Here is an 11,875-nt window from a genome sequence, read left to right as displayed (position 1 = left end):
AACTCTCCAATAAAGTTAGTTTGTCTAGCATCTAAAATAAAAATTGACGTTTCACGTTGTTTGTTTCGTTCAGTTTTCAAAGAACTACTTGGTCGCTCATTTGCGACTTCCTTATGTTAACATCTTCATTTTTCAATGTCAACTAAGTTTTTTAATTTCTTTTTTGTCGTTTTCTGCGTTTCCGCATCAGCGACGGTTATTAATATATCATGCAGTATATACAGGGTCAATACTTTTTATAAAAAAATTTCACATCCCGTTAAAAACTTAAAATCCGCTGTAAAAATCATTATAGCGTCCATTCATTCTTGGCTCCCCTCCTATTCATTTCATATCTTATCTCTTTATCAATTTACACGAGAGTGAAAATTCTAAATTTTATGTTATATTATTAGTATAGGAGCGTGGTGAGAATGAGCATTAAGTATTCAAACAAAATCAATAAAATCCGGACCTTTGCATTAAGTTTAGTATTTATCGGCCTCTTCATTGCATACTTAGGTGTCTTTTTCCGCGAAAACATTATTATTATGACAACGTTTATGATGGTTGGCTTTTTAGCTGTTATCGCTAGCACTGTCGTTTACTTTTGGATTGGTATGTTATCTACTAAGACTATCCAAATTATTTGCCCAAGCTGTGATAAGCCAACCAAAATGCTGGGCCGTGTCGATGCATGTATGCACTGCAATCAACCTTTAACACTAGATCGAGATCTAGAAGGAAAAGAATTTGATGAAAAGTATAATAAGAAGAGTTATAAATCATAAGTATCAAGGGAAATACGAATTTGCAACACTACAAACGTTTCAACTCATTAAAAAGTTGATTTCTTAAAAAATCAACTTTTTAATTGTTTTATTAAATTTATTACACCTATTTTTTCGAAATAACAGCAAACATCCCTGTCATATTAGGCGAATAATCTTTAAAATCATATTTTTCGTAGAATGATGTTTTACCTTGCGACGCAAACAAACCAATGAATGCTTTATCTGGAGCATTCCCATTTAAGTATTCTACTAAAGTATTCATTATTTTCTTTCCAATACCATTCTTTTGATACTCTGGATGAACCACTATATCTTGAATATAGAAATAGATAGCCCCATCACCAACAATTCTCCCCATGCCGATGATTTGATTATTATCCTTGACTGTTATACAGTAAATCGAATTTTGAAGTGATATTTCCGCCACCTCAAAGTTCATATAGTTAGTCCATCCCACAGAATCACATAAATATTTATATTCTTCCAATGTTGGAATGTTATTTTTAATCTCATATTTCTTCAAAATGTCCCCTCCAAGAATTCATTTCCACCAATACAAAGTAAATTCGACAAACTTTTATCTAACCCTTCTTACTAACTTAGCACTGTAAATCCCGATTAACCTCACGCTAATCCTTATATAATAAAGAAAGAGGCTGACGTATAGCCGTCAGCCTCTTTCTTTATTATATATTACGCCTTATGACACTCTGGACAAACGCCATAAATTTCTAAGCGATGACTATTGATAACGAAGCCTGTCGTTTTCGCAGCTTCCTCTTCCAGCTTTTCCAAGCCTCCATAAGGAAAATCAACAATCTTACCACATTTTTCGCAAATCACATGATAATGTTGACTTGTAACATAATCAAATCTACTTGAAGCGTCTCCATAAGTTAATTCCTTTACAAGTCCAACCTCTTTAAACACACGTAAGTTATTATAGACAGTTGCAACACTCATATTTGGAAACTTACCTTCTAATGCTTTATAAATATCATCCGCTGTTGGGTGCGTCATTGATTCCACAAGGTACTCTAAAATAGCATGACGCTGTGGAGTAATGCGTACACCCGTATTTTTCAGCATTTCTAGCGCTTCTTTTAATTCTTCTTTGACCACCGTCATGCACCCCGATTCTATACGGATTATTATTTTATAATTCTTATAAAGAGTGTACTCCTTTTCTTATAAATCGTCAATATTTCTACTATAAGTATGTAGTTTATTTTTATATTCAGGACTTGTTTTTATATATCTTTCCCTTTTTTCTTCATATATTCCATAGAAAAAAGTGCGACATAATCGCACTTGGAATACTATCATCTGAGGAGGTATGCCCTACACTTCCACTTTATGTAAGGCAGTAAAATATGTATAGACACTTGCCTTGTTTCTGCATATTTTATCTCCAATGTAGATTTATTTTATATAAGAAAGAACATCCTCAATATGTCCTTTCACTTTCACTTTACGCCACTCTTTTACAAGTTCACCGTCTTTATTAATAAGGAATGTAGAACGCTCGATTCCCATATACTCTTTCCCAAAGTTCTTTTTTAACTTCCAAACATCGTATAACTCTGCTACTTTATGATCTTCATCTACTAAAAGTGTAAATGGCAATTCATGTTTCTCAATGAATTTCAAATGTCTATTCGCTGAATCAGGACTTACTCCAAGAATAACCGTATCCTTCTCTTGAAATACTCCATACGCATCACGAAAATCACATGCTTCAGTTGTACACCCTGGCGTCATATCTTTCGGATAAAAATAGAGAACTACATTTTTACCGCGGAAATCAGCTAGGCGAACTTCTTCTCCGTTACTTCCCTCTAATGTGAATTCTGGTGCCATTTCTCCTACTGTAATCATAGTTATCACTCCTACTCTTTTCCTTTACTATAACAAATGCTTCCTTATTTTTCATTGTCTATTACAGACCTCATCACAAAAGCAAAAGGGAGTGTATATCCAATTAGCGCTTCTGCGATTGCAATCCATCGCCCAATTCCAATCGGAGATATGTCACCATATCCAACAGACAATAAAGTAACTGCGCTAAAATATAAACAAACTTCGACGAGTTGAAAAGAATGAGCGTTCAAACTTTCTCCGTCCTCTTTCAAAACTGCGAAACCCATTTCCTCTAATACAACGTAACTTAATCCAAATGCGATTAGTACTGTTGTATAGATTAAAAATAATGTGGCCAAATTATAGAGCGAAAAAAAACGCGTTGAATCCGAATAGGAACTCCATAATAATTGGACACTTTTCAAAATAGCGATTGCTGCAATTAATAGAATAAATCCCCATAACATGTCCTCCACCTCATTTTATATGTATGAGGTGGAGAACTGATTTATCCCTTAGAAACGAACAAGCTTCTATAATTAATTACCCGCGCCACGATACCTTTTTACCCCTTGGTTCCAGAGGGTGATTGCAATCGTAAAACAGATAACACCAACAATTGGCGTCGCAAATGCATAACTATTCCATTCTGTTTTTCTTAAAAAGTATGCCGCTGGATATACTCCAACAAACGCAAACGGTAAAACAAACGTTAAAATGAAACGAATTACACGATTATAAATATTAACAGGATAGCGCCCGTAATTACCTATGTTATACATAAGAGGCATAATTGAACTTTTCGCATCCGACCAAAAACCAAGGCTCGCCAGCGTAACAAATATACCTCCATATACAAGTGCTCCTCCTCCTACCATCAATATAAATAAGAAGAAATCATACCAGTAAAAAGATAATTGTAACTCCACAGCTGCATATCCCATTACAACAATCCCTGTAATAGCTCCAATTAAAGATTCAAGTTCCATTCTTTCTAATATAATTTGAAATAGGCTATGGATCGGCCGCGTTAATACACGATCCATCTCCCCTTTAATAATGTATCGATCATTAAAATCCCATATATTAAAGAAAGCTGAAAAGATGGCAAATGGTACTAAAAAGAAACCATAAATAAAGATTACTTCTTCTCGACTCCATCCCTTCAATGCTTGTGTATGCCCAAATACAACAAGAATAAATATTAAATTAACTGCTTGAAGCGATAAATCAGAAAGTAAACCAACGATAAAATCGCCTCGATACTCCAATTTTGTTTTTATATATTGACTTGCATATTGTAAAAATAAGTTTATATATAGCATCTCATCATCCCCCTTGTACAATTAGACGTTTTCTCGCCGTTCTCCACATGAGTACAATTGGAATAATAAGTACAATCGCCCAAATCACTTGAAATACTAAAGCCTCATACAACTTACTCCCCTGTATACCTTCAGAAAAAATCATACTTGGAATATAACTAATAGCCTGAAACGGTAAAAACATCATTGCTTTTTGGGCCCATAGCGGATAAAAACTAATTGGTAATAATAGACCTGAAAATAAATCAATAACAACGCGTTTTGCATACATAATCCCACTATTATTAAATAGGAAAAACGTAAGCATTCCCGTCATTAAATTAATTTGTGTATTAATAATAAAACTAAATATTAAAGATAAGAAGAAATATAACCACGTTTGAAAATTTGTTGTAATTTGCAACGAAAATAATAACGTAACGATAACCATGCCTGGAATGGAAAAGAAGGCAAAACGGAATATTCCCTCGCCAAGACCTTGCATAACTTTCATTCCCAAATAGTTATACGGACGAATTAATTCTACAGCCACACGTCCTTCTTGAATCTCCATCGCAATTTCCCTATCTATATTATTAAAATAGAAGGCACGTGCCATCCACGCGATTGCGATATACGTGGTCATTTGCGAAATAGATAAACTTTCAATATTCTCTTTTCCGCTATAAATTGCTTGCCATAAAAAATAGTAAGCACCGATATTAATCGTATAAATTAAAATCCCGCTATAGTAATTTGTACGATACGCAAGCATCATTAAAAAGCGAATTCGAATCATTTCAATATACTTACCCATGCGTAATACCTTCTTCATAAATGTTACGAATAATTTCCTCTGTAGACACTTCGTTAATTTTTAAATCTTTAATTTGAAAGGCTTGTACTACTTTAGAAATAAGCATTGAAATAATAACTTCTTCATTCGGAATTTTTGCAACCCATGCATTTTCCTCTTTTGCTTTCGACCAAACGACATGATTATCTGGCATAACCATTGATAAAGCCTGATAGGAAACTGGTGCAACAAACTGAAAGTGAATTTCCTTCTCCGCTCCCCACTGCGTACGAAGATTATTTAAAGAACCGTCATACATAATATTTCCTTCATCCAGCATGATAACGCGCTCACATAAAGCTTCAATATCAGTAATATCGTGTGTTGTTAATAAAATTGTTGTTTTATAACGTTCATTCATTTCTTTTAAAAATTCACGTATTTTCAATTTCACAAGTACATCTAACCCAATTGTTGGCTCATCTAAAAATAATAACGGTGGATTATGAATTAAGGCTGCCGCTAATTCACAACGCATCCTTTGACCAAGAGATAATTTTCGAACTGGTTTATCTAATAAGGGCCCTATATCTAACGTTTCAATTACGTGTTCCATATGCTCCTTATACTGAGCGTCTGATACACCATACACTTTCTTTAATAAACGAAACGATTCTTGTACTGCAATATCCCACCAAAGTTGCGAACGCTGTCCAAAAACAACACCAATTGTTCTTACAAATTCTTCTCTTTGTTTATGTGGGTTCATTCCATTTACTGTGATTTGCCCTGATGTCGGAGTTAAAATCCCCGTAAGCATTTTAATTGTTGTTGATTTACCAGCACCGTTCTCACCGATATAACCAACCATTTCACCTTGCTTCACAGTAAAAGATACATCATTTACTGCTGGTACTATTTTATAATTACGATTTAATAAATCGCGAAATGCACCCTTTAAGCCCGGACGACTTGAATAGGCTGTAAACTCTTTACGTAACCCTTGTACCTCAATTACCGATTTCATAATCGGACCCCCCTCCTAAATGTCACAACGAATAGTTTACCCAACTGCCTTCGCTATCACAAACAATACGTCTTTTCGAAAAACATGTTAGAATAATACATAGATTTTTGTAAGGAGATGAATTGTAGTGAATTTCACAAAGTCAGAAGCATTACATAAAGAAGCTTTAGAGCATATCGTTGGCGGTGTTAACAGTCCTTCTCGTTCTTTTAAAGCAGTTGGCGGCGGCGCTCCTGTTGCTATGGAACGTGGGAAAGGCGCTTATTTCTGGGATGTAGACGGAAATAAATATATCGATTATTTAGCAGCATACGGTCCTATTATTACTGGACATGCTCATCCGCATATAACAAAAGCAATTACAACAGCTGCTGAAAATGGGGTACTTTATGGAACACCAACAGCGCTAGAGGTAAAATTCGCAAAAATGTTAAAAGAAGCAATGCCTGCATTAGATAAAGTCCGTTTCGTAAACTCTGGTACAGAAGCAGTGATGACAACGATTCGTGTTGCTCGTGCTTATACAGGTCGCACAAAAATCATGAAATTTGCTGGTTGTTACCACGGTCATTCTGATTTAGTACTTGTGGCAGCTGGATCTGGCCCTTCTACTTTAGGAACTCCTGACTCAGCTGGCGTACCACAAAGTATCGCACAAGAAGTTATTACCGTTCCATTTAACAATGTAGAAACTTTAAAAGAAGCTTTAGATAAATGGGGTCATGAAGTAGCAGCTATCCTTGTAGAACCGATCGTTGGAAACTTCGGTATTGTAGAGCCTAAACCTGGATTCCTTGAAAAAGTGAATGAACTTGTTCACGAAGCTGGCGCACTAGTAATTTATGATGAAGTTATTACTGCTTTCCGCTTTATGTACGGCGGTGCTCAAGACTTACTTGGTGTTACACCTGACTTAACAGCGCTTGGTAAAGTTATTGGCGGCGGCTTACCAATCGGTGCTTACGGTGGTAAGAAAGAAATTATGGAACAAGTTGCTCCGCTTGGACCTGCATACCAAGCTGGTACAATGGCAGGAAACCCTGCTTCTATGGCATCAGGTATCGCTTGTCTAGAAGTACTTCAACAAGAAGGGCTTTATGAGAAATTAGATGAACTTGGTGCAATGCTTGAAAAAGGAATTTTAGAGCAAGCAGCGAAACATAATATCGACATTACATTAAATCGTCTAAAAGGGGCTTTAACTGTATACTTCACAACTAATACAATTGAAGATTACGATGCCGCACAAGATACAGACGGTGAAATGTTCGGTAAATTCTTCAAGCTTATGCTTCAAGAAGGAGTTAACTTAGCACCTTCTAAATACGAGGCATGGTTCTTAACTACAGAACATACAAAAGAAGATATTGAATATACAATCGAAGCTGTAGGCAGAGCATTTGCTGCCCTAGCAGACAATAAATAATCCCTTCATTAAAAGGAAAAAAGAAAGCTCACCTTTCTTTTTTCCTTTTTTCTATTTCATAAATCACGCATTAATAGTATAATTATTCATAATTATCTGTTTTATATTCTTTTACAGCATTACTATCTCTGTGTACAAGGTGATTTGCACCTTAAATAGTAAGATTATTCTAACTTTTACAAGAGGGGGGATTGACGGATGCTCAATAAAAAAAATACATGGACACCGTCTTTATTTCGAGATTATAGAAATGCAGAACATGATGCGTGTGGAATCGTTTCCGTTATGGAGAAACGAAAAATTGCTACAAAAGAAAACATTGACCTTTGCATACAATCACTCGTCAAAATGAATCATAGAGCTGGTTTCATTAATGGCGAGGGCGATGGCATCGGCATTCACATTGATATACCAAAAACGCTTTGGAATGAAAAACTAAAAAGTAGCGGATATAATCCAACGATTGTGGATCATCCCCACTTTATCGTTGGACATTTTTTTCTAAATAAAAAAGAAAACATTACTGCCTTAAAAGATTATATTCGTACGCAATTAAACAACAAAAACTTTGCAATCATTTTCGAAAGTGATGATGCAACAAACTCAGATGCGCTCGGTCCACTTGGTAAACAAGAAGAACCTTTATTTTGGCAAGCTGCCCTTATCGCAGAAAACGAAATTACAAATATTGAGCAAACATTATTTTCTGTCACAATAAAAATAGAGGAAAACGAAGCAATTCATGTTGCTTCATTAAGTCATGATCATGTTGTATATAAAGTTCTAGGTGCTGGTGATACGCTTGTTGCCTACTATAATGATTTACAACATCCGCTTATCGCTTCAACTATGACATTAGGACATAACCGCTACTCTACTAATACATTATCTAATTTTTTTCGTGTACAACCATTTAGCATTCTCGGACATAATGGTGAAATTAACACAATTGCGAAATTACGCGATCAAGCTGAAATGATTGATGTACCACTTACTGCAGGAGGCAGTGACTCTCAAGATTTAAACCGCACCTTAGAAACCCTACTTGTTCAATACGACTACAGCTTATTTGAAGCAATGGAAATTCTATTCCCACCAATTATTAATGAAATTAAACTTTATGAAACACCTTTACAAGATTTATATACGTATATACGTGAAGCATGGGGACATTTTGCACAAGGACCAGCTGGCATCATTTCCCGTTTTAAAGATGAAGCTGTTTTCAGCGTTGATTCCCTTGGATTACGCCCAGTATGGAAAGTAGAGACAGAGAGCTCTTATATTTTCTCTTCTGAACCTGGAGTTGTATCACCAACTAAATATGTAGCAGAACCAAAACCACTCGCTCCTGGAGAAAAAGTCGGATTAAAATGGAATGAACAAGATGAACTTGTTCTTTATGAATATGACAAATATCAAATCCAAGTATATAACCGTTTTAAAAAGCGAATTGATACTACCAATTACCATTTAAATTTATCTATCCCTGAAACGAAAAAAATCCAAGGGCTATGTGATTCTGTTCAAGTTGAAACGAAACAATACGTCGCTTTCGGATGGGACCGAGAACATATTCAACTTCTTGAACAGATGGCAACAAAAGGCGTTGAGCCAATACGCTCACTTGGGCATGACTCACCACTTGCCGCACTCGATACTGATAGACGAAATATCGCTGACTTTATTAAAGAAAGTGTAGCTGTTGTTACAAACCCTGCAATTGACCGTGACCGTGAAATTGAACACTTCTCTACACGTACTGTACTTGGAGAGCGTCCAAGTTTATTAAGCGGCGCAAAACGGCCATTTGTAGTTGAAATGCTTTCACCAATTATTTTAGAAGGCAGCGTGGCACAACCTATTGCAGAGGAATTACACACAATTACGTACGAACAACTCATAGAGCTATTTAAGACTCATAACTCTATCGCCACAATCTCTGCTACATTCAGCTCGTCAGAAACTCTGCAATGCGCATTAAGCCGCATTAGTTCTGAAGCGATAGCTGCTGTTAACAATGGCGCTTCCCTACTAGTATTAGATGACGCAAAAGCCCATCTAAATGAACGATTGTGGATTGATCCACATTTAGTTACTGCTAAAGTACATCAAGCATTAAGTGAAAATAAATTACGCCGCAATTGTTCTCTCGTTATACGTTCTGGTGCTCTTCGCTCCTTACATGACATTGTCACGCTATATGGATTAGGAGCAGATGGTATTAATCCATATTTATTATTCGCGACTGTAAATGATGGAACAAAAACACCAATTACGAATCTATATAATGCACTTAATAAAGGATTAGAAAAAGTCATTTCAACAATTGGAATTCATGAGTTACGTGGTTACGGACGTCTCTATTCATCTATTGGGTTACATGAAGAAATCGCAAATATATTACAGATTACAAATTTCTTCGGTTCAAATGATTTAGCCTTTTCACTTGAATCACTTGTTGAAGATGCAAAAATACGAGCAGAGGATTATAACAATCCTAAAATTAGAATGCGAAAATCATTTCATATATTCCCGCGAATTTGGAAAGCAATCGGCGATGTTGCAAAAGGAAATTCTTATGATGATTACCGTGACAAGTTAAGTGAACTAGAAGAGAATAATCCAATTGCAATCAGACACCTTGTTCAAACGAAACAAACAAAACATGTCGTTCCAACTGAAGAAGTATCTATCGGCATCAAAAATCATAATTTACCATTTATTATTAGTTCTATGTCATTTGGTTCTCAAAACGAAATTGCCTTTCGCGCATATGCAGAAGCAGCCGATCAGCTAAATATGATTAGCTTGAACGGTGAAGGCGGCGAAATTAAAGATATGATTGGAAAATATCCACATACACGTGGACAACAAGTGGCATCTGGGCGATTTGGAGTAAATGCCGAACTACTAAACTCATCAAACTTAATTGAAATCAAAATCGGTCAAGGCGCAAAGCCTGGGGAAGGTGGGCATTTACCTGGTTCAAAAGTGACAGCCAAAATCGCTGAAGCACGTAATGCGACAATCGGCTCAGATTTAATTTCACCTTCTAATAACCATGATATTTATTCAATTGAAGATTTAGCTCAAATGATTACAGAAATTAAAACAGCTAATCAACTTGCCAAAGTAGCCGTGAAAGTCCCTGTTGTTCCTAATATCGGAACAATTGCTGTCGGTATCGCCAAAGCTGGCGCTGATTTTATTAACATTAGCGGATTCGATGGCGGAACAGGCGCTGCACGTATTCACGCATTGCAGCATGTAGGTCTCCCTGTAGAAATTGGTGTTAAAGCCGCTCACAACGCTTTATTAGAAGCAAGCATGAGACATAAAGTAGAGATTTGGGCAGATGGTGGTATTCGAAGTGTAAATGATGCCTTGAAAATCATGCTCCTCGGAGCAAACCGTATTGGATTTGGCACACTATCAATGATTGCAATCGGCTGTACTACTTGCCGTGGGTGCCATCTAGATACTTGCCATGTTGGAATTGCGACACAAATCGAGTCTGAAGCACAAGCAAAAGAACATGGGTTACGCCGCTTCGTCCCACGCGAATTAGAAAGCGCAGTTGCTGGCCTGCTAAATTTATTCACCTCTTTCGGTGTAGAACTAAAACGATTAACAGGACAGCTTGGTTATACAAATTTACAAGCAATTGTTGGGCGTTCTGATTTATTAGAGCAAGTTCGAGGCGAAAATTTATTAAACTTACGTAATTTACTACAAATAATAGAACATCCATCTGTTACAACAACAGAAGGCGTACCGGAAAAACAATTTAAGACAGTTCATTCCGCTGACTCAAAAGAATTGGTAGGCGTTGGTGTAGAGCAACGCGTTATGGGTGGTCTAGAATCATGTTATCGCGTTCGCAGTAAACTATATGAAGCTACTCAACTTGAACCACTTACATTAAAGTATACGAATGGTTCTATTCCCGGAAATGGGTTAGGTGCTTACAATAGTGAAAATTTATTTATACACGTAAATGGCGGCGCACAAGATGGCATTGGTAAAACTTCCTTTGGTGGTGGGATTTATATAACGAAATCAAAAGGAAAAGACGGAGTATATTATAACGGTTCTGTCGGAAAAGGATTTGGATATGGTGCACAAAAAGGGGCACTATACGTGCAAGGGAACGCTGATGCTCGCGCTGGCATTCGCCTTTCTGGGGCAGACATGATAATTGGAGGTAGAATAACAAAACCACTCCGTGAAAAAGAGCAAGGAAATATAGGTGCATACTCCAATATTAAAGGTTTTGCTTTTGAATATATGACAAATGGGCGAGCGCTTGTTTTAGGTGACCCTGGTCCATGGATTTGCGCTGGCATGACTGGCGGTGTTGTTTATTTGCGCCGTGATTCAAACTTAGGCTTAACAGAACAGGCCTTAAAAAGAAGAATCGCAAAAGGCGCAAATGTTACATTACAACCAATTAGTAAAAATGGTTTGAAAGATGTAACTGAATTATTGCTAGACTATATTCGTGTACTAAACGAGCACGAGCAATATGAGGAAGTTGCTTTGTTAACACCATTATTAGATGATATACAGAACAAGTTTTTTGAGATTATCCCGAAAAAAGAACAGGCAGATCCATCTATCTCAACAGAGTAAAATGAGTAATTTTCATTATTAAGAAAAAATTGACGAAGTACGCTTCTCATAGTA

Annotated in this window: 10 protein-coding genes; 3 read left to right on the top strand and 7 right to left on the bottom strand. The window is 36.5% G+C overall.

Features of this window, described 5'->3' with window-relative positions:
• Positions 1-413: 413 nt before the first annotated feature.
• A complete protein-coding gene (locus GBN91_RS22845) occupies positions 414-770 on the top strand; it encodes a YgzB family protein (RefSeq protein ID WP_000025058.1) in 357 nt (118 codons plus the stop codon).
• 106 nt (positions 771-876) lie between these two features.
• Here the strand turns inward: GBN91_RS22845 and GBN91_RS22840 are convergent, their stop codons facing one another.
• The 7 genes from GBN91_RS22840 to GBN91_RS22810 all read right to left on the bottom strand — a co-directional run bounded on the left by GBN91_RS22840 (position 877) and on the right by GBN91_RS22810 (position 5,760).
• Positions 877-1,296, bottom strand: coding sequence for a GNAT family N-acetyltransferase (locus GBN91_RS22840; RefSeq protein ID WP_000759736.1), 420 nt, complete (start codon positions 1,294-1,296; stop codon positions 877-879).
• Positions 1,297-1,466: 170 nt separating this feature from the next.
• Complete coding sequence (perR, locus tag GBN91_RS22835) at positions 1,467-1,895, bottom strand: peroxide-responsive transcriptional repressor PerR (protein WP_000237829.1); 429 nt, start codon at positions 1,893-1,895, stop codon at positions 1,467-1,469.
• Positions 1,896-2,195: 300 nt separating this feature from the next.
• Complete coding sequence (gene bcp / locus GBN91_RS22830; protein ID WP_000633710.1) at positions 2,196-2,651, bottom strand: thioredoxin-dependent thiol peroxidase; 456 nt, start codon at positions 2,649-2,651, stop codon at positions 2,196-2,198.
• A gap of 44 nt (positions 2,652-2,695) precedes the next feature.
• A complete protein-coding gene (locus GBN91_RS22825; RefSeq protein WP_000964343.1) occupies positions 2,696-3,100 on the bottom strand; it encodes a potassium channel family protein in 405 nt (134 codons plus the stop codon).
• Positions 3,101-3,172: 72 nt separating this feature from the next.
• Entirely contained in the window at positions 3,173-3,958 is a 786-nt protein-coding gene (locus GBN91_RS22820; protein ID WP_000965773.1) for an ABC transporter permease, read from the bottom strand.
• A gap of 4 nt (positions 3,959-3,962) precedes the next feature.
• Complete coding sequence (locus GBN91_RS22815) at positions 3,963-4,754, bottom strand: ABC transporter permease (protein ID WP_000521519.1); 792 nt, start codon at positions 4,752-4,754, stop codon at positions 3,963-3,965.
• Positions 4,747-5,760 (bottom strand): ABC transporter ATP-binding protein, encoded by a 1,014-nt coding sequence (locus tag GBN91_RS22810; protein ID WP_000843655.1) that lies wholly within the window; start codon positions 5,758-5,760, stop codon positions 4,747-4,749. Before GBN91_RS22810 ends, GBN91_RS22815 begins: the two co-directional genes overlap by 8 nt.
• A 127-nt stretch (positions 5,761-5,887) precedes the next feature.
• Here GBN91_RS22810 and hemL point away from each other — a divergent pair, with 127 nt between their 5' ends.
• Together hemL and GBN91_RS22800 are read left to right on the top strand one after the other, a co-directional pair.
• On the top strand, positions 5,888-7,186 hold the full coding sequence (hemL, locus tag GBN91_RS22805) for a glutamate-1-semialdehyde-2,1-aminomutase (protein WP_001011863.1): 1,299 nt from the start codon (positions 5,888-5,890) through the stop codon (positions 7,184-7,186).
• Between the two features lie 198 nt (positions 7,187-7,384).
• Entirely contained in the window at positions 7,385-11,821 is a 4,437-nt protein-coding gene (locus tag GBN91_RS22800; protein ID WP_152122405.1) for a glutamate synthase-related protein, read from the top strand.
• Positions 11,822-11,875 lie beyond the last annotated feature (54 nt).

Origin of the sequence: Bacillus sp. B1-WWTP-T-0.5-Post-4 (assembly GCF_009183795.1) — a bacterium.
Classification (GTDB): domain Bacteria; phylum Bacillota; class Bacilli; order Bacillales; family Bacillaceae_G; genus Bacillus_A; species Bacillus_A cereus.
The sequence above is the reverse complement of the archived record's forward strand: the minus strand, read 5'-3'. Positions and strand labels throughout refer to the sequence as shown.

What these genes read in the sequence shown, in the direction of transcription:
- GBN91_RS22845 (WP_000025058.1), top strand. Translation starts at nt 414, where the DNA reads ATGAGCATTAAGTATTCAAACAAAATCAATAAAATCCGGACCTTTGCA.
- bcp (WP_000633710.1), bottom strand. Translation starts at nt 2,651, where the DNA reads ATGATTACAGTAGGAGAAATGGCACCAGAATTCACATTAGAGGGAAGT.
- GBN91_RS22825 (WP_000964343.1), bottom strand. Translation starts at nt 3,100, where the DNA reads ATGTTATGGGGATTTATTCTATTAATTGCAGCAATCGCTATTTTGAAA.
- GBN91_RS22820 (WP_000965773.1), bottom strand. Translation starts at nt 3,958, where the DNA reads ATGCTATATATAAACTTATTTTTACAATATGCAAGTCAATATATAAAA.
- GBN91_RS22815 (WP_000521519.1), bottom strand. Translation starts at nt 4,754, where the DNA reads ATGGGTAAGTATATTGAAATGATTCGAATTCGCTTTTTAATGATGCTT.
- GBN91_RS22810 (WP_000843655.1), bottom strand. Translation starts at nt 5,760, where the DNA reads ATGAAATCGGTAATTGAGGTACAAGGGTTACGTAAAGAGTTTACAGCC.
- GBN91_RS22800 (WP_152122405.1), top strand. Translation starts at nt 7,385, where the DNA reads ATGCTCAATAAAAAAAATACATGGACACCGTCTTTATTTCGAGATTAT.